The sequence below is a fragment of the Natrialba taiwanensis DSM 12281 genome, assembly GCF_000337595.1.
Classification (GTDB): domain Archaea; phylum Halobacteriota; class Halobacteria; order Halobacteriales; family Natrialbaceae; genus Natrialba; species Natrialba taiwanensis.
Genome location: NZ_AOIL01000013.1, coordinates 265,547 through 284,354 on the forward strand (window position 1 = coordinate 265,547; position 18,808 = coordinate 284,354).

Below are 18,808 nucleotides of genomic sequence, written 5' to 3' on the forward strand. Positions count from 1 at the left end.
AACCGAGCGTGTCTACAGCGGAAGGAACTGCCGAACCATCCCGGCGTACAGCCGCGGTGTGCCTCGCCGCGAGTTCAGGAGCGCATTTTCGAGGGCGACTGCTGCAGCGGTGGTCACGCCGGAGCCGTGGCCGACGAGGACGCGTTCCGGTGCGAACCCGCTGAGGGCGTCAGTGGGTGGGGTAAATCGCAATACAGGGTGGACCCCGAGGCGTTCGTCGCCGGCGAGGAAGTAGCTGCTCGTCCCGACGGCTTCGGGGACCAGCAGGGTGCCGTTGTCCGGGTTGTAGACCGCAACTTCCTGCCAGAATCGGTTGTCGACGACGGTGTGTGCTTCGAGTCCGGTGTCGGAGATGTCGTCGGAAAAGCGGGCCACCGGCGCGTCGAGCTCGTCAGTGACGCCGTCGAAGAACTCGGGGAGATAAACCGGCACGTCGTGGCGGTTTGCGAGTGCGGCGGCGTCGCGCGTGTGGCGATCGAGACAGACGACGACGCCGGCAACCTCGCCGAGTTCGGCGAGCAGTCGATCGATCCCCTCGACGTCGACCGGATCGAACACCCAGACATCGTCGCCCGAGGGCGTGCGGTCGCCGTCGACGGCGAGGGCGTGGCTCGCGCGTTGCATCCGCTCGTCGGGATGGGCGATCCAGCCGACGCCACCGTCGAAGCGGTCGGTTTCAACGAACTCGGTTGCGCGCTCGTCGACGCGAAAGGACATGCGAGTTGCTACGTGGGGTCCTCCCATAAACGTGACAGTGGCTAGTGCCGATATGCGACCATCCGTGCCGTCGCACAGCCTGCGTGCCGGCAACGCATCTATGTGCCACTCCTGCGTAGACGGGCGTAGAGACAGATGCTCACCGGACTCTCCTGGCTCGCCCTCGAGGTCAAGGATCTCGACGCAGCACGCGAGTTCTACACCGACCTGCTCGAGTTGCCGGTGCGGACGGATCGCGAGACGGGCGCGGCGGCATCGGACCCGGACCCGAAACCGGACGCGGACTCGAACGCAGAACCCGAATCGGAACTCGCCGTTGCCGCCGGCGACACGTCCCTCATCCTCCGTCGGCCCGAAAGCGTTCCGCGCGGCGGACTGCACACCCATTATGCGTTCTCGATTCCGGCCGCGGAGTACGACGACTGGTGGACCCGACTGACGGACGCCGGCTACGAACTCGAGGAAGCCCAGTTCGGCCCTGCCACATCGCTCTATCTCTACGATCCCGACGGAAATTGCGTCGAACTCGGCCAACAGGATGTTGCCGGCCCGGGAATCGACGGCATCTTCGAAGTCGTCCTCGAAGTCGAATCCCTCGAACGCGCCCGATCGTTCTACACTGCGCTTGGCTTCGAGACGGCCGACACCGGCGAGAACAGAACCCGCGTTCGCCTCGACGGCCCGGTGGCACTCGAGTTGTGGGAACCCCATCTCGGCATCGCAAACGCGAGAGGCGGCGTCCATGTCGATCTCGGATTCGAAACCGAGACACCGCTGGCCGAACTCGAGGCCGTCGCCGATCGGGTGCGGCAGGTCGACCGGAAGGCGGACGACGAAGTCGTCATTCGCGATCCGGACGGTCACGTCGTGACGTTCGTGTCGCCGTAATTCGCAACCGCGACACTACTCGGTAAGCGGAAGCACGATGCCGAAGACCCAGGGGGAGAAGAACCCGATCAAGAGGCCGAGTACCTCGGCGTAGAAAAAGAGGGTGTGTTCCCAGCCGGGCAGGCCACCGTAGAAGGCGTTTCCGGCGAGTTCACCGCCGGCACCGAGGGCAAACACACCGAGGCCGAGCAGGAAGCCGGTTTTGGTCAGACGGGCGTAATTGAGCGAACCGTAACGTCCCATACGTAGTCGTCTCGTTCCAGTACCCTAATCGTTATGAGATGTCGCCGCCGGTGGGTATACTTACAATCTGTCAGTACTCACGTCGACGCCGGGCGGCGTGACGAGCAAGAACCCGCGGAAGTGGACCAGATTGCCGCCGGATTCTCTGACATCGCGAGCGAATCCGGACGCGAGGTCATTGACATCGCCCTCGACGCAGAGAACGAGGACGTTTCCCTTCGAAATTGCCACTAGCCACTCGTCCGGCGGCGTCTCTCCGTCGAGAACGCCGAGTACGATGCTCCCTTCGATGTCGAGTTCCTCGTCGATGTGTTCCTCGACCGCCCGGAGGTCGAGGTCGAAGTCGCTCATGTGGGCTTCCTGGGAGCGCGATGAGAAAAACGTTCCTCTGCTAGAGAGTGTTCGGATCTCGCTCAGTCGCTCGGGAACTCCTTTTGAAACCCGCGGAACTCCGTCCGGTGGGCCTCCTCGTCGGACAGAATCGTCACGGCAACGTCTTCCGTTACTGGGTCGTTCGCCTCGGTGGCAGCTTCGTGAAGCGACTGGTAGGTTTCGATCGCGTCCTCCTCGGCCTCGAGTACGCCCTCGATGACTGATTGGACATCGGTCGTGTCTTCGGGCGGCTGCAGGCCGGACTGGCTCGCCTCGAAGGCCGCCGAGCCGGGCGGTGACTGCTCGAGTTGTTTCAGTCGGTTCCCGAGCATTCGGGCGTGTTCGAGTTCCTCTTGGACGTCGGCTTCGAGACTCTCTTTGACCTCTTCGGCGTGGACGCCGTCGAGAACGATCGCGTTGGTCAGGTAGTTCATCACGGTCTCTAATTCGTCGACGTAGGCCTCGGTCAACAGCTCGGTTATCTCGTCGGTCGTCATACGGATGATCGTTCACCGACGGAGAGTAAAGTAGTGATACCTGCATACGAGACACACGCGAGGCCGGCGATGATTTATCCGGGAGGCGATATTGCTGTCGCCGCTCGCGGTCCAACACCGTCAGGACCGATCGCTGAACTCGCCAGTAACATTCGACATCATTGCCCATTCGTCCTCGATACCGGGTCGAAATTGATGTATGGTACTGGAAAGTAGCTCGTTCTCGGAACTAGTGACCAAACGTCCACTGTGTGGCGCGCGCCAGCGTTCGGCGCTCCCGTTCGGCACCAGCTGCGGGTCTCCATGCGCCGGTTTGGCAAAACGAGCCGGTTTTGCAAAGTATGGTATTAGGGGAATTATATTGATTAGTGCCGTTGGTTGCTTGCGATTTCCCACTGGCAGATTCTATCATGATCGATCAACACATCAGGAGGCCGGCATCTAGGCACCAGATTTATATAGAACATCCACCCTCGGATTCGGATACAATGTCTCACCAAGACAGCCCATCCTCTGACACCAGTCAGGGGGGTCGAGTTCTTCCAGGGCACGTTAGATTCTACTGACGAAATCGAGTCAGCACGTGTCTTCGATACCACCCTCCGGGATGGTGAACAATCGCCCGGAACATCGTTCTCGTACGACGACAAACGGCAGATCGCCGCGATTCTGGACGACATGGGAACCCACGTCATCGAGGCGGGATTCCCGGTCAACTCCGACGCGGAGTTCGAAGCCGTTCGTGATATTGCTTCCTCGACGTCGACGACCACCTGCGGGTTAGCCCGCGTCGTCGACGACGATATCGACGCGGCGCTCGATTCCGGCGTCGAGATGGTACACACCTTCGTAAGTACCAGCGACGTTCAGATCGAGGATTCGATGCACGCGACGCGAGACGAGGTTGTACAGCGCGCAGTCGAGTCGGTCGAACGCATTACGGACGCGGGTGCCACCTGTATGTTCTCGCCGATGGACGCGACGCGAACCGACGAGACGTTCCTCATCGACGTGGTCGAGGCGGTCACCGAAGCCGGCGTCGACTGGATCAACGTCCCCGACACCTGCGGCGTTGCCACACCGGGTCGCTTCCGGGACATGATCGCGAAGATCTGCGCCCACACCGACGCCCGGATCGACGTCCACACCCACGACGACTTCGGGCTGGCCACCGCGAACGCGCTGGCCGGCATCGAAGCGGGGGCCGACCAGGCCCAAGTCTCGGTGAACTCGATCGGCGAGCGAGCCGGCAACGCCGCCTACGAGGAGTTCGTCATGAGTGTCGAGTCGCTCTACCAGTCCGACACTGGTATCGACACGACGCGCATCGCCGAACTCTCGCGAGTCGTCGAGGAGAAAAGCGGCATGGCGACGCCCGGCAACAAGCCGGTCGTCGGCGATAACGCCTTCTCCCACGAGAGCGGCATCCACGCCGCCGGCGTGATCGAGAACTCCGATACCTTCGAGCCGGGCGTGATGACGCCGGAAATGGTTGGTGCCGAGCGCCGACTGGTCATGGGTAAACACACCGGAACGCACTCGGTCCGCGAGCGACTGCAGGAGTGTGGCTACGACCCAACAACGGAGCAGGTACGGGCGGTCACCCGCCGCGTCAAGGACTACGGCGCGGAAAAGCGCCGGGTTACGGTCAGCGATCTGGAACGGTTCGCCGAGGACGCTGACGTCGATCGTCAGCAGGAATCGGACCGGACCGACCAGCAGGATCAGGACCAGGAGCACGAGGAGGTGCGCATCTGAATAATGCCCTCCTCGGTTGCCAGCAGTCGTGAGCACCTGCTATCGCGTTCGTCCGTGAGAGGGTGCAACGATTACCCCACTCCCAACAGTTATGACCCTCGGGCAGCGTACGTTACCAGCAATGACGTTCCGCGCTGCGCCGTCGGCCCGTCGGTCGGGAGACAGCAGCGCGTTCGCCTCGATTCGTATTGTAGGGGCCTGCTAGCCCCTCACTCAGTACTTCACCACCGTCGACCCCGTTTCGCCGCATCGTTTTCAGAGCGACAAGCCACGCTACAGATGACAACACGGACACCACGGTACCGGTCGCAGCGATTCACCCGGTCGAATCGCCGCACGACGGCGGGAGGTAATCGATGAGCGAACGCGCAACGTCGGTTTCACCACCGGAGGAACAGCACGACGACCAGAATCAGGACCAAAACCAGGACGCACAACAGCCACAGGGCGACGCTGAAACCGACGAGTTCAGCGCGCCATCAGCGGAGACACAAGCGGAACCCGTAACAACGGGTGCCGAATCCGTCGTCCGCGCGTTGGAGAACGCCGGCGTCGAGTACGCCTTCGGCGTGCAGGGCGGGGCGATCATGCCCATCTACGATGCGCTCTACGACTCGGAGATCCAACACGTGACGATGGCTCACGAGCAGGGTGCGGCCCACGCGGCCGACGCCTACGGCATCGTCTCTGGCGAGCCGGGCGTCTGCCTGGCCACCTCGGGGCCGGGCGCGACGAACCTCGTCACCGGCATCGCGGACGCCGACATGGACTCGGATCCGATGCTCGCGCTGACCGGGCAGGTGCCGACCGAACTCGTCGGCAACGACGCCTTCCAGGAGACGGACACGACGGGCGTCACGACGCCGGTCACGAAGGACAACACGTTCGCCGCCGATCCGGACGGCGTCGGCACCGACGTTAGCGAAGCCTTCGCACTCGCCCGCGAGGGACGGCCCGGGCCGACGCTGGTCGACCTGCCGAAGGACGTGACGAACGCTGAGACGGACGCCGAGCCAGACGCTCCGGAAACGCCCGATACCTACGAGTTCACCGAGGAGGCCGATCCGGAGATCGTCGCGGCTGCGGCCGAGCAAATCAAGACCGCAAACCGACCCGTCATGCTGCTCGGCGGCGGCGTCATCAAGGGCGAGGCCAGCGAGACCTGCCGCGAGTTCGCGATCGAACACGAGATTCCGGTCGTCACGACGATGCCTGCTATCGGCGCGTTCCCCGAGGATCACGAACTCGCGATGGAGATGGCGGGCATGCACGGCACCGGCTACGCCAATATGGCGATCACCCACTGCGATACGATGGTCGCCGTCGGGACGCGCTTTGACGACCGCCTCACGGGCGGCATCGAGACGTTCGCGCCCGACGCGGAGATCATCCACGTCGACATCGATCCCGCGGAAATCTCGAAGAACATCCACGCGGACTACCCGCTGGTCGGCGACGCTGACACCGTCGTCTCGCAGCTGGCACACGCCGTCGAGAACTCGCCGCAGGCGACGAAGTGGCGCGCCCAGTGCCAGCAGTGGAAGTCCGATTACTCGATGGCCTACGACGTTCCGTCAGAGCAGAGCGCTGACGAACCGTCGACTTCGTCGAAGATCCCCGAAGACGAGCCGGTTCGCCCCGAGTTCGTCGTCGAAGCCTTGGACGAGGCTACGAGCGATCGCGCGGTCGTCACGACCGGCGTCGGCCAGCACCAGATGTGGGCCTGCCAGTACTGGACGTTCACCGAGCCCCGGACGTGGGTCTCGAGTCACGGCCTCGGCGCGATGGGCTACGGGTTGCCCGCTGCCATCGGCGCGCGCCTGGCGGCCGACGACGATCAGGAGGTCGTCTGCATCGACGGCGACGGCTCGTTCCTGATGACCCTACAGGGGCTGTCCGTGGCCGTCCGCGAGAACTTGGACATCACCGTCGCCGTGCTCAACAACGAGTACATCGGCATGGTCCGCCAGTGGCAGGACGCCTTCTTCGAGGGCCGCCACTCGGCCTCGGAGTACGGCTGGACGCCCGAGTTCGACACGATCGCCGAAGCCTTCGGCGCGACGGGCTTCCGGATCGATACGTACGACGAGGTCGCGGACACGATCGCCGCGGCGCTGTCCGAAGACGGGCCCTCCGTGATCGACGTGCACATCGATCCGCAGGCGAACGTCTATCCGATGGTGCCAAGCGGCGGGGACAACGGCCAGTTCGCGCTGGCGGAGGACCAGCTATGACTGACGGAAACGGAGACCGACGCCGCGGGCTGGACGGTCCGGCCCCCGAAGAGCGCCCGACCCCGACGGGCCGGCGCAACGAGCAGGGGATCCGGATCGACCCCGCGGTCGAGGCCACGCACGAGCCTCGTCGCACCGTCATCTCGACCCTGGTCGAACACGAACCCGGCGTGCTCTCGGACGTCTCGGGACTATTCTCGAGACGGCAGTTCAACATCGAGAGCCTGACCGTCGGGCCGACGACCGACGAAGACCGCGCGCGGATCACGCTGGTCGTCGAGGAGCCAGACCCCGGCATCGACCAGATCAAGAAACAACTGCGCAAACTCGTGCCGGTCATCTCCGTTCGCGAACTCGAATCCGACGCGATGCGACGCGAACTCGCGCTCGTGAAGATCGACGCCGACGAGCCGGCCCAGGTGTCGGCCGTCGCGGACATGTACGACGGCAAGACCGTCGACTCCTGTCCCGAAACGGCGACGATCGAGATCACCGGCTCGCGCCAGAAGATCGACGCCGCGATCGAGACCTTCGAGCAGTTCGGCATCCGCGAGATCGACCGCACCGGCACCACGGCGCTCGCCCGCGGCATTCAGAGCACCGCCGCGCCCGCGAGCACGACCGAATCGACCGCCACCGAGGCGAGCCAACCGCAGAACCAATACGCACCAGCAGACGATGACTGACGAATTCACCACCGACATCTACTACGACGACGACGCAGACGTATCGACGCTCGACGACGACACCGTGGCCGTGCTCGGCTACGGCAGCCAGGGCCACGCCCACGCGCTGAACCTCCACGAAAGCGACATCGATGTCGTCGTCGGCCTCCGAGAGAACTCGTCTTCGCGCTCGGCCGCAGAGGCGGACGGGCTCACGGTCACGACGCCGGCAGATGCCGTCTCCCAGGCATCCTACGTCTCCGTCCTCGTGCCGGACACCGTCCAGCCGGCGGTCTACGAGAACGCCATCGAGCCGAACCTGGAGGCCGGCGATACGCTCCAGTTCGCCCACGGGCTGAACATCCACTACAACCAGATCCAGCCGCCGGAAGGCGTCGACGTGACGATGGTCGCCCCGAAGAGCCCGGGCCACCTCGTCCGCCGGAACTACGAGAACGATGAAGGGACCCCCGGCCTGCTCGCGATCTACCAGGACGAAAGCGGCGACGCCCAAGAGCGAGCGCTCGCGTACGCGAAGGGTATCGGCTGCACCCGCGCCGGCGTCATCGAGACGACCTTCCGGGAGGAAGTCGAGTCCGACCTCTTCGGCGAACAGGCCGTCCTCTGTGGCGGCGTCACCTCGCTGGTCAAACACGGCTACGAGACGCTCGTCGACGCGGGCTACTCGCCCGAAATCGCCTACTTCGAGTGCCTGAACGAACTCAAACTGATCGTCGACCTGATGTACGAAGGCGGCCACGCCGAGATGTGGGATTCGGTCTCCGACACCGCCGAGTACGGCGGCCTCTCCCGCGGCGATCGGATCGTCGACGAGAACGTCCGTGAAAACATGGAAGAGACGCTGGAAGAGATCCAGAACGGCGAGTTCACCCGCGAGTGGATTCTCGAGAACCAGTCCGGGCGTCCGAGCTACACGCAGCTTCGCCAGGCCGAGAAGAACCACGAGATCGAGGAGGTCGGCGAACGGCTGCGCGAGCTGTTTGCCTGGGCCGAAGAATCGAACGAGAGCGAATCCGCCGAAGGGGCGGAAGTGCCGGCGGACGACTGAGACCTGAGAACCGATGACGACGACTGAATCCGAATCCACGCACACCGACCGATCGAAACGGAATCGACCGCAGAACCGAACAGTGAATCAAGAGTTGGGCGAAGTCAGCCACACCAACCCCTACACCGGGGAGACGGCTGGCCGCCTGTTCAGCCGCGGCCCGACCGTCGTGACCGACGGGGGCGAGCCGGCCGCAACGGATCCGGAGTCTCGCAGCCGAACCGGCTCCGGGGACGACTCCATGGACACGATGCGAGATGTCTCTCACACGCCGCCGAACGACAGCGACGATGCGAACCGGGTCTTCGAACGCGGGCGAAACGCCGACGCGAACACGGACACCGCTGACGGGGTCGTAGGCGAGGAATGAGCGAACGCACGCTGTACGACAAGGTCTGGGACCGCCACAAGGTAACGACGCTGCCGACCGGGCAGGACCAACTGTTCGTCGGCCTCCACCTCATCCACGAGGTCACCAGCCCGCAGGCCTTCGGCATGCTCCGCGAGCGCGACCTCGAAGTCGCCTACCCCGAACTCACCCACGCGACCGTCGACCACATCGTCCCCACGGCCGACCAGTCCCGCCCCTACGAGGAGGACGCGGCCGAGGAGATGATGAGTGAACTCGAGGCAAACGTCCGCGAAGCCGGCATCGACTTTTCGGATCCGACGACGGGCGACCAGGGCATCGTCCACGTCATCGGACCGGAGCAGGGACTCACCCAGCCCGGTAAGACCATCGTCTGTGGTGACTCCCACACCTCCACCCACGGTGCATTCGGCGCGCTGGCGTTCGGTATCGGGACCTCCCAGATCCGCGACGTGCTCGCGACGGGTACCGTCGCCATGGAGAAACAGAAGGTCCGCAAGATCCAGGTTGACGGCGAACTCGGCGACGGCGTCGAGGCCAAGGACGTGATCCTGGAGATCATCAGCCGCCTCGGCACCGAGGGCGGCGTCGGCTACGTCTACGAGTACGCCGGCGAGGCCATCGAGGACCTCGGCATGGAAGGGCGGATGTCCATCTGTAACATGTCCATCGAGGGCGGCGCTCGCGCAGGCTACGTCAACCCCGACGAGACCACCTACGAGTGGCTCGAAGAGACGGACTACTTCCAAGAAAACCCCGGCGAGTTCGAGGCACTCAAACCCTACTGGGAGTCGATCGCGAGCGACGACGACGCCGAGTACGACGATATCGTCCGCATCGACGCCGACGAACTCGAACCGGTCGTCACCTGGGGGACGACGCCGGGCCAGGGAATCGGTATCACTGACCCGATTCCGGAGCCCGAGGTGCTCCCCGCGGATAAGCAGGACACGGCCCGGCGTGCACAGGAACACATGCGCGTCGAGCCCGGCGAGACGATGGACGGCTACGAGATCGACGTGGCCTTCCTCGGCTCCTGTACGAACGCCCGCCTGCCCGACCTCCGCCGCGCGGCACGGATCGTCGAGGACCGCGAGGTCGCAGACGACGTCCGCGCGATGGTCGTCCCCGGCAGCCAGCGCGTCCAGGAGGCCGCCGAGGAAGAAGGGCTGAAAGACACCTTCGAGGACGCCGGCTTCGAGTGGCGAAACGCCGGCTGTTCGATGTGTCTGGGCATGAACGAAGACCAACTCGAGGGCGACGAAGCCTGTGCCTCCTCCTCGAACCGGAACTTCGTCGGCCGCCAGGGCAGTAAGGACGGCCGCACGGTGCTGATGAACCCGCGGATGGTCGCCGCCGCGGCGATCACCGGCGAGGTAACTGACGTCCGCGATCTGAAGGAGGTGACGACGGTATGACCGACGCTGATGGGATCGAAATCCCCGAAGTCGATTCCGCATCCGGGTCCGGGCTTCCGATCCGCGGCAACGACATCGACACCGACCAGATCATCCCCGCGCGGTTCATGAAGGTCGTCACCTTCGACGGCCTCGGCGAGTTCGCGTTCTTCGACAAGCGATTTACCGAGGATGACGACCTCAAAGACCACCCGTTCAACGAGGATCGCTTCCAGAACTCGTCCGTGATGGTCGTGAACTCGAACTTCGGATGCGGCTCCTCGCGCGAGCACGCCCCCCAGGCGCTGATGCGCTGGGGCATCGACGCGATCATCGGCGAGAGCTTCGCCGAAATCTTCGCGGGCAACTGCCTGGCGCTCGGCATTCCGACCGTCACCGCAGACAGCGAGACGATCCAGGACCTGCAGGACTGGGTCGACGAGAACCCCGATGGAGAACTCGACATCGACATCGAGGACGAGACGGTCACCTACGGCGAGCAGACGATCGACGTGACCGTCGACGACGCCCAGCGCAAGGCCCTCGTCGACGGCGTCTGGGACACGACGGCGCTGATGAAGTCGAACGCCGGTGCCGTGGGCAAAACCGCACGGGACCTCCCCTATGTCGGTGACGCGGCCGGTTCCAGCGCCGACTGACGACCCGACGTACCCGCTTCTCGCTTATTGTCGCATTGTCAAGTCGATGGGCTCTCCCGTTTGTGCTCCTGAACCCGAAGCAGTATCGCGTGCGACCGAGTTCAGAACTCGCGTTTGCAGCGTCTCGTTGAAGACAAGACACTTATAGGATCGATTAGAAGTCCGGGCCGCTTACTAATCGGTCACCATGCCCTCTCGGTTTGATGCAGGTCCCCGTTCCAGAAGGTGGATCGCTGATGGCGGTCCGCTTTACGAGTTCGTCGAGCCGCGACTGGGGATCGACATGAGAGCGCTTGCGGTCTTTCGAATGGCGCTCGGGGTGTTGTTGCTCGCTGACCTGCTCGCACTGCGGCTGCCGGGACTGCGGACCTTCTACAGCGACGCCGGAGTGTTCCCGCGCTCAGCGCTCGCCGAGACGTATCCCGCCTTCGAGACATGGTCGCTGCACGCTCTGTCGGGAGATCCGTGGTTCCAGGGCCTCCTGTTCGCCGTTGCCGGCGCGTTCGCGGCGCTGCTGCTCGTCGGCTACCGGACTCGACTCTCGGTGGCTGGATCGCTCGTCCTCTTCGCGTCGCTGCTCGCGCGGAACCCGCTCCTGGTGAACGGCGGCGATACGATCCTCCTGACGTTCCTCGTTCTCGGACTCGTTCTCCCGCTCGGGACGCGCTGGTCACTTGACGCTCGCCAGCGGTCGCGTCGGCCCGAGGGGAGCGGTTCCATTGACACGTACGCCGTCTCGCTCGCGACCGCCACGATCCTCGTCCACTTCGGCTGCATCTACGGAACGAACGCGGTCCGCAAGTTCCAGAGCGACCCCTGGACGAGCGGCGTTGCGGTACGGCAAATCTTCCACCTCGAACAGTATCTGACGCCGCTTGGCTCCGCGCTGGCAGAGTTCGCCGTGCTCCTCATCGCCATCAACTGGGGCTGGACCGCGCTCCTCTCGGGGTCGGTCCTGCTGCTCGTTTTCACCGGTCGAGCGCGAATCGCGCTGGTCGCCGGCTTCGTCACGGCGCACCTCGGCATGGCCGCGACGATGCGACTCGGCGTCTTCCCGTTCGTCATGATCGCCGGCCTGCTCTTGTTCCTGCCCCCGTCCTGCTGGGATCGACTCGAACGGGTCCTCGCGGCAACTGAACTCGGACAGCGTGCGGGATCCGGCCTACCGATCGGCGATGGTGGCGGACCCGACGGCGACCCCAGCGAGTCCCGTCGTCGCTCCTCTCCATCCGAGGGTGTCACCGTCAGTCGCTGCGTCCGCGCAGGCGGTACTGTCCTCGTCGCCTGTTTCCTTGTGTCATCGGTGCTCTGGCAGATCGCCGCCCTCGGCGTGGGAACCCCCCTTGCCGACTCGCTCGCTCAGGACGGTGAGGACGGCGGGGAGATCGGGAGTTGGTCGTTCTTTGCGCCGAACCCGCCGGACGCGTACAGCTGGTACACCGTCGAAGCGACGCTCGAGTCGGGCGAGACTATCGGTGTCTTCCCCCGGGGCCGGGACGGCGGGCGACTCGACCGCCCGCCCGACGGAACGACGGCCTATCCCTCGACGCTCTGGATGCGATACGGCACGGACGTTCGGTACGCCGACGACACGTACTACGAACCCGCGGCCGAGTTCAGCTGCGCGCACGTCGATCGGGCCGTCGACAGGGTGACGATTTCGCACGTCGAGCAATCCGTCGGCCCGTCCGGGCCAACGGGCGAACCGGACCGACAGGAGCGGATCGAGTACGCGTGTTGATACCGTGGTGAGTCGCGATGTGTGACGCTATCGATACCCTCTTTTCGTCGCTCCAGAGAGATGTCGACATGACCCACGAGATCGCCGTCATCCCCGGCGACGGAATCGGACAGGAAGTCACCCCCGCCGCGGTCGAGGTTTTGGAGGCGCTCGACCCCGAGTTCACCTTCACTGAAGCCGAAGCCGGCGACGCGGTCGCAGAAAAGACAGGCAAGGCACTACCCGAGGAAACGTATGAACTCGCGGCGTCGGCGGATGCGACGTTGTTCGGCGCGGCCGGCGAGACGGCGGCGGACGTGATCCTTCCGCTGCGCGATGCGGTCGACTCGTTCGTCAACGTTCGTCCCGCGAAGGCCTATCCCGGAGTCGATGCGGTTCGCCCTGAAACCGATCTGGTCTTCCTGCGGGAAAACACGGAGGGTGTCTACGCGGGCCACGAAGATCGACTGACTGAGGACGTGGCGACGCTGACCCGCGTGACGACGCAGTCGGCCTCGCGGCAACTCGCGGAGTTCGCTTGCGAGTACGTCGATTCCGACGGCTTCACCATCGCGCACAAGGCGAACGTCATGCGCGAGACGGACGGCCTCTTCCGTGATACGGTTGCCGCGGTCGCCGAGGAACGCGGCGTTGCAACCGACGAGGTACTGATGGACGCCTTCGCGACGCGGGTCTGTCTCGACCCGACGCAGTTCGATGTCGTCGCCTGTCCGAACCTCGCGGGTGACGTGCTCTCGGATCTCGCCGCCGGCCTCGTCGGCGGTCTCGGACTCCTTCCGAGCGCGAACATCGGCGAACAGCGCGCGCTGTTCGAACCCGTCCACGGCACCGCGCCCGATATCGCCGGCGAGGGGGTTGCGAACCCGGCTGCAACAATCATTTCGGCGGCCATGCTCCTCGAATACCTCGACTACGGCGAGGAAGCCGACGCGGTCCACGCGGCAGTCGAGTCGACGCTCGCGGAGGGGCCGCGGACGCCCGATCTGGGCGGCGACGCCTCGACTTCGGACGTGACGAACGCGATTATCGATCAGTTGTAGGTTGGGATCGCATTGCGGCCGTCGCGTCGCGTTTCGATTTGTGGTTTTGAAGAGCGGACCTACTGAACGTCTACGTCGGCCGTTGCGCGAATATCCCGCGACGATCGGCCGACGTGGACGGTGTTCGACCCGTCGGGGACGATCCACCCGCTATTCTCGTCGTAGTACGCGAAGGCCTCGCGAGCGAGCGAGACGGGTACCGTCGCCGAGTCGCCAGCCCCGAGTTCAACTGACTCGAATCCGGCCAGTTCGCGCTCGGGCGTCGGAACCGGGGCGGCAGATTTGCCGACGTATACCTGGACGACCGCTTTTCCGGCGCGGGTGCCGACGTTTCGGAGGTCGACGGTCACGTCACATCCGTCATCGGTTTCGCTGACGGTCACGTCATCGTATTCGAACGTCGCGTACGACTGGCCGTGGCCGAACGGGAACAGCGGCTCGATGTCGCAGTCGTCGAAGTACCGGTAGCCGACGAAGACGCCCTCCTCGTACTGGGCAACGTCGTCCGTTCCCGGGAATGCCGTCTCGTCGGCCGTCGGATAGTCGGCGGCCGAGCGGCCGAACGTCACGGGGAGACGGCCGCCGGGATCGGCGTCTCCGAACAGGACCGCTGCGAGCGCCTCGCCGTCCGCCTGGCCCGGATACCACGTCTCGAGGACGGCGTCGACGGCGTCGAGCCACGGGAGTTCGACGGGTCCGCTGGTCCGAAGGACGACGACCGTCCGCTCGGCAGCCTCGGCGACTGCGTCGATCAGGTCGTTCTGCCGGCCGGGGAGTTCGATCGAGTCTCGGTCCGTAAACTCTGTCGCGTCGTCCTGTGCGATGACGACTGCACAGTCGGCAGACGCGGCGGCCGACACCGCGTCGTCGATGCTCGTCTCCGCCGCACTTGCACTTCCATTCGCGTCCGCCAACTCGGAATCGCCAAAGAACGACGACTCCGCGATCGGGTTGACGCCGCGTTCGAACGATACGTCGGCGGCCCGCGACTCAATCCCCGCGAGCGGACCGGTTTCCGTGAACGGCGAGACCTCCGAGGAGCCCCCGCCGCCGAGTTTGGCAGCGTCGGCGTTCGGTCCGATCACGGCGACCGAGTCAGATTCCGAGAGGGGAAGCACGCCGTCGTTCGTCAGCAGTACGGTTCCCTCGATCGCGATATCCCGGGCTAGCTCGCGGTGTGCCGGCGTATCGAGTTCACCTGTGCTGTCATCGGAGGGGGAGCCGGTCTCGCACTTGGCGACATTCTGGCGGCCGGTCGATTCCAGCATCGAGAGCAATCGCGAGACCTTGTCGTCGAGGATCGATTCGTCGATCTCACCGGACTCGATCGCTTCACGAAGCGGCTCGCCGAAATAGGCTGAAACGTCGGGAATCGGTGGGAAGTCGCTACTGGTCCCGTTTGGAGGGTTGGGATCATCGTCGAAGCTGTCCGCATCCATCTCCGGAAAGTACTCCGTCAATTCGACGCCTGGCATCTCGAGGTCGAGTCCGGCCCGCGCTGCGTCGACCGTGCTTCGAGTGCCCCACCAGTCCGAGACGACCAGCCCATCGAAGTCCCACTCGCCCTTCAGCACGTCGGAGAGCAGGCGCTCGTGGTCGCTCATATAAATACCGTTGACACGATTGTACGCCGTCATTACCGCATCAACGTCTCCCTCCTCGACCGCCGCGCGGAACGCGGGCAGATACAGCTCTCGCAACGCGCGCTCGCTGACGTCGGCGCTGACTTCGTACCGATTCGTCTCCTGGTTGTTCGCCACGTAGTGTTTGACCGTGGCCGAAACGCCCGCCGACTGGATCCCCTCGATCGTTCCGACGCCCATCCGGGCGCTGAGATGCGGATCTTCGCTGTAGTACTCGAAATTCCGCCCGCCGGTTGGCGTCCGAATAATGTTGACACCCGGTCCGAGCAACACGTCCTGGTCGTGCGCTGCGGTCTCGCGTCCGATCGCCGTTCCGAACTCGCGGGCGAGTTCGGGATTCCACGACGCTGCGAGTGCGATCGAGGCCGGAAACGCGGTCGCGCGCTCACCCATCGCGCGCACCCCGAGCGGACCATCGACCACTGTTACCGGCGGTATCCCGAGCCGGTCGTTCCCGGGAACGTAGCCGGTTGCGGTCCCATCCGGGTCAGCCGCCCCGTGGACGAGCCGGATTTTCTCTGCAAGCGTCAGCTCCTCGAGCAGCGCCGTTACATCGGAGCCCATTTCGACCCGCTCTTGGAGTGGCTGACTGAATAGTCATTCGATCACCCCTCGCTCGGAGACACAAGACACACTGTACGCACCTGCTCGGGTCCGAACGGCTTCCTCGGACGTTACACAACGTCGAGAGCGTTCCGCTCAGCACCTGCAAGCTCGACGAGCGCATCGGCTTCGAGTAAATGACACTCACCGGGGATCACGAGCAGGTGCAACGGCTCGCCGAACTCGCGGTCGGCCAACTCGGACATCGTCCCGGCCTCGACGAGCGGGTCCGGGCTCCCCGCACGGGCGACGACGACGCCGACGAGTTCGGGATACGCCGCCGCGAGCAGGTCAGCGCCGACATCGGCAGTCATGAACTCCTCGTCTTCGTCGTCCCGATCCGCTTTGTCGTCAGAACCTACAGGATTCTGACTGCTGGTTGGACTGTGTCCGACCTTGATATCGAGATAGACGACCGTATGAAGCCCGTCCGCGCGATTCTCGTCGATCGTCTCCGTCACGCTCGCCGGCAAGCCGTCGGCTCCGTGGGCGTAGGGAAACGGCAGCGTCGTCGCCGGCCCGAACCGGTAGTTCTGGAGTCCCGTCAGTGAACTCGTTGCCGTTTGTGCCGTTACGCCGTGGATCACGCGCGTTTCGATGCCGCGGTCGTGAGCCCGCAAGCGGAGATCGACGTGCGTCGTCGAGATCATCGTATCGCCGGCCGTCAGAAAGGCTACGTCCTCGCTCTTAGCCGTATCGAGGATGTCTTCGGGGTGTTGTTCGACGCCGGCGCGGTCGCGGACCTCGATGTCGATGTCGTGGGCCGCTTCGAGTGACGGGACAGTCGTCCCGAGTAACTTGCTCGTGTAGAACTCGGCGTAGACGCGGTCCGCATCCCGCAAGGCGTCCCGTCCCTCGACGGTGATCGACCGCTCGTCGTAGAGCCCGAGTCCGATGAAGGTGAGCATACCAGCTACTGGGCCGTCACGGTACTTCAGGGACTGGATTTGCCGCGCCTCTCGTATCTCGTTGCCGTCGGTGCGTGCGAGCTTACAGCGAAAGGTGCGAGGTGGACGAAGGACCCCCATCGCCGTCGTCACCCTCGTCGATCCCACCCGAATGGAGGAACGTCAGTTCATCGTCAGTCAGGTACACATCGCCGCCGTCGACGGCCACCTCGACCGACGGCAACGTCGTGTCGGCGGCCTCCCCGTTATCACAGTACCCGGAGCACGCATCAAACATCGAGCCGTGTTTCGGACAGATGATCTGCCCGTCGCGCATCGCCGCACCCATTCCCCGATCGAGTCGCTGGAACTCGTGGGTACACTGATTGACCCAGGCTTCGACATCAGTGCCAGCGCCAGCAGCAGTACCACCTCTCTCGCCATCGGAACTCGTCGTCTCGCCAGCACTTCCAGCCCCAGTACTTCCAGCACCCTCGCTTCCACCTCCACCACTCCCAGCATCATCGCGGCTACCAGCTACAGCATCAGTACAAGGCACGAGAATCACCTCCTCTTTCTCTCCATGTTGGTCACGAACCGTAAACAACCACGACCGCTCTTCGTAGACCGTCTCGACAGTCGTCAACCGCATTCGAACGCCCATACGCGACTCACGTGGACCGGAAACGTCAGCGTTACGGCGACCCGTCGGCGACTATACCCATGGAAGTGCCGTGCGTCCGCGTCCCGCTCGAAGACGGCGAAACCACGCGCCGTGAACTCGCGGACGCGGACCTGATCGCCGACGATTACGAGATTACCGTCGATGACGGCTCACTCTACGTTCCCGTCGTCGACCCTGCCGCCGTCTCCGACGAGTTCGAACTCGTCACGCGCGCAGTCGACGAACGCGACACCCAGACGACACCCGCCGACTTGCTGGGATTCGATCCCTCCTACGAGCGCCTCGGGAAGGCGGTCCTCCTCGACGAGGATGACGACGACCGCGCACGGGAAATCACCGATGCGCTTTTCCAGTCGGACCTTCCCGTCGAAACGGTGCTGAACAAGGCCTCGAAGGTCAAAGGCGAAACCCGCGTTCGCGACTGGGACCTCCTCGCCGGCGAGGACACCGAAGTCGTTCACCGCGAATACGGGTCGGAGTTCCTCCTGGATCTCGCCGAGGTCTACTTTTCGCCGCGGCTTGCGACGGAACGCCACCGCGTCGCCGAACAGGTCACAGCAGACGAGCGGACGTTCGACATGTTCGCCGGTGTCGGCCCGTTTGTCGTCCCGTTTGCGAAACGCGGTGCGGAGTGTGTCGGCGTCGACATCAATCCCGACGCAATCGAATACTTGCAGGAGAACGCACGCCGAAACGGGGTGGGGGATCGCGTGACAGCACTCTGTGACGATGTCCACGCTACTGCAAGCGATTACGAAAACTGGGCCGACCGCATCGTGATGAACCTCCCGCACAGCGCCGACGAGTTCATCGATGCCGCGGTCGCGATCGCCGGCGACGACTGCGTGATTCATTACTACGATATTCAGCACGAAGACGATCCGTTTGGACCCGGAGAACGCGTTATTCGGCGTGCTGCTGAGCCAGCATACGAAGTCACTGTCGAGACGCGACACGTCGTTCGATCCTACGCGCCACACGAACTCAACGTCTGTCTGGACGTACGACTCGAACGACCGGCCGTGCCACGTAACTAATTCGCACGACAGCGATAATTCGCAATCCTTATGGCTGCTTTCGCTCCTACGAATAAACGGACCTTGCATCGGTACACGAGGCAAGGGCTGTGACACTGCGAGCGCCGGTGTAGCTCAGACTGGCAGAGCGAATCCTTCGTAAGGATTAGGTCGAGGGTTCAAATCCCTCCACCGGCTTGTCTTCTCGAATTATCGTATTATACGGACAGAGCCGCTATTCTGTCGTGTTCGGCTTCATTGAATCCGCAGAGGGCAGCGGGTTTCACTGTTTGATGGCTTGTTCGACGTTGTAAACGGCAGCAG

At 64.1% G+C, this 18,808-nt stretch carries 18 protein-coding genes and 1 tRNA gene; 12 read left to right on the top strand and 7 right to left on the bottom strand.

The window, feature by feature from the left end; translation table 11 throughout:
- Positions 1 to 12 precede the first annotated feature (12 nt).
- Positions 13 to 717, bottom strand: a complete 705-nt coding sequence (locus C484_RS04990; RefSeq protein ID WP_006824857.1) for a hypothetical protein — start codon at positions 715 to 717, stop codon at positions 13 to 15.
- A 135-nt stretch (positions 718 to 852) separates the two neighbouring features.
- Between C484_RS04990 and C484_RS04995 the strand changes: the two genes are divergently transcribed.
- Complete coding sequence (locus tag C484_RS04995) at positions 853 to 1,605, top strand: VOC family protein (protein ID WP_006824858.1); 753 nt, start codon at positions 853 to 855, stop codon at positions 1,603 to 1,605.
- A gap of 15 nt (positions 1,606 to 1,620) precedes the next feature.
- Here C484_RS04995 and C484_RS05000 read toward each other — a convergent pair whose 3' ends face one another.
- The 3 genes from C484_RS05000 to C484_RS05010 all read right to left on the bottom strand — a co-directional run bounded on the left by C484_RS05000 (position 1,621) and on the right by C484_RS05010 (position 2,717).
- Entirely contained in the window at positions 1,621 to 1,848 is a 228-nt protein-coding gene (locus tag C484_RS05000; RefSeq protein ID WP_006824859.1) for a DUF7860 family protein, read from the bottom strand.
- Positions 1,849 to 1,908: 60 nt separating this feature from the next.
- Positions 1,909 to 2,199, bottom strand: coding sequence for a DUF5779 family protein (locus tag C484_RS05005; protein WP_049915027.1), 291 nt, complete (start codon positions 2,197 to 2,199; stop codon positions 1,909 to 1,911).
- 62 nt (positions 2,200 to 2,261) lie between these two features.
- Positions 2,262 to 2,717 carry a ferritin-like domain-containing protein gene (locus tag C484_RS05010; protein WP_006666189.1) on the bottom strand — a complete coding sequence of 152 codons (456 nt, stop codon included), beginning with the start codon at positions 2,715 to 2,717 and terminating at the stop codon, positions 2,262 to 2,264.
- 513 nt (positions 2,718 to 3,230) lie between these two features.
- Between C484_RS05010 and C484_RS05015 the strand changes: the two genes are divergently transcribed.
- From C484_RS05015 to C484_RS05055, 9 genes are all read left to right on the top strand, one after another.
- On the top strand, positions 3,231 to 4,475 hold the full coding sequence (locus C484_RS05015) for a LeuA family protein (RefSeq protein ID WP_239640920.1): 1,245 nt from the start codon (positions 3,231 to 3,233) through the stop codon (positions 4,473 to 4,475).
- A 356-nt stretch (positions 4,476 to 4,831) separates the two neighbouring features.
- Positions 4,832 to 6,709, top strand: coding sequence for a biosynthetic-type acetolactate synthase large subunit (ilvB, locus tag C484_RS05020; protein WP_006824861.1), 1,878 nt, complete (start codon positions 4,832 to 4,834; stop codon positions 6,707 to 6,709).
- Positions 6,706 to 7,395, top strand: a complete 690-nt coding sequence (ilvN, locus tag C484_RS05025) for an acetolactate synthase small subunit (protein WP_006824862.1) — start codon at positions 6,706 to 6,708, stop codon at positions 7,393 to 7,395. Before ilvB ends, ilvN begins: the two co-directional genes overlap by 4 nt.
- A complete protein-coding gene (gene ilvC / locus C484_RS05030) occupies positions 7,388 to 8,443 on the top strand; it encodes a ketol-acid reductoisomerase (protein ID WP_006824863.1) in 1,056 nt (351 codons plus the stop codon). Before ilvN ends, ilvC begins: the two co-directional genes overlap by 8 nt.
- Before the next feature lie 13 nt (positions 8,444 to 8,456).
- Positions 8,457 to 8,813, top strand: a complete 357-nt coding sequence (locus C484_RS05035) for a hypothetical protein (protein WP_006824864.1) — start codon at positions 8,457 to 8,459, stop codon at positions 8,811 to 8,813.
- A complete protein-coding gene (gene leuC / locus C484_RS05040; protein WP_006824865.1) occupies positions 8,810 to 10,231 on the top strand; it encodes a 3-isopropylmalate dehydratase large subunit in 1,422 nt (473 codons plus the stop codon). Before C484_RS05035 ends, leuC begins: the two co-directional genes overlap by 4 nt.
- Positions 10,228 to 10,869: a 3-isopropylmalate dehydratase small subunit gene (leuD, locus tag C484_RS05045; protein ID WP_006824866.1), complete on the top strand. Its 642-nt coding sequence runs from the start codon at positions 10,228 to 10,230 to the stop codon at positions 10,867 to 10,869. Before leuC ends, leuD begins: the two co-directional genes overlap by 4 nt.
- 187 nt (positions 10,870 to 11,056) lie before the next feature.
- Positions 11,057 to 12,610 (top strand): HTTM domain-containing protein, encoded by a 1,554-nt coding sequence (locus tag C484_RS05050; protein WP_049915028.1) that lies wholly within the window; start codon positions 11,057 to 11,059, stop codon positions 12,608 to 12,610.
- Positions 12,611 to 12,678: 68 nt separating this feature from the next.
- Complete coding sequence (locus C484_RS05055) at positions 12,679 to 13,650, top strand: isocitrate/isopropylmalate dehydrogenase family protein (protein ID WP_006824868.1); 972 nt, start codon at positions 12,679 to 12,681, stop codon at positions 13,648 to 13,650.
- 59 nt (positions 13,651 to 13,709) lie between these two features.
- On the opposite strand, the gene C484_RS05060 is transcribed toward C484_RS05055, so the two are convergent.
- The 3 genes from C484_RS05060 to C484_RS05070 form a co-directional block, all read right to left on the bottom strand.
- Positions 13,710 to 15,857 (bottom strand): beta-glucosidase family protein, encoded by a 2,148-nt coding sequence (locus C484_RS05060; RefSeq protein ID WP_006824869.1) that lies wholly within the window; start codon positions 15,855 to 15,857, stop codon positions 13,710 to 13,712.
- A gap of 110 nt (positions 15,858 to 15,967) precedes the next feature.
- Complete coding sequence (gene dph5, locus C484_RS05065; protein WP_006824870.1) at positions 15,968 to 16,804, bottom strand: diphthine synthase; 837 nt, start codon at positions 16,802 to 16,804, stop codon at positions 15,968 to 15,970.
- An 82-nt stretch (positions 16,805 to 16,886) separates the two neighbouring features.
- Positions 16,887 to 17,447 (bottom strand): Rieske (2Fe-2S) protein, encoded by a 561-nt coding sequence (locus C484_RS05070; RefSeq protein WP_049915029.1) that lies wholly within the window; start codon positions 17,445 to 17,447, stop codon positions 16,887 to 16,889.
- A gap of 59 nt (positions 17,448 to 17,506) precedes the next feature.
- On the opposite strand from C484_RS05070, the gene C484_RS05075 reads away from it, so the two are divergent.
- Both C484_RS05075 and C484_RS05080 read left to right on the top strand, forming a co-directional pair.
- A complete protein-coding gene (locus tag C484_RS05075; RefSeq protein WP_006824872.1) occupies positions 17,507 to 18,505 on the top strand; it encodes a class I SAM-dependent methyltransferase in 999 nt (332 codons plus the stop codon).
- 103 nt (positions 18,506 to 18,608) lie between these two features.
- A tRNA-Thr gene (locus C484_RS05080) sits at positions 18,609 to 18,682 on the top strand.
- The last annotated feature ends 126 nt before the right edge of the window (positions 18,683 to 18,808 follow it).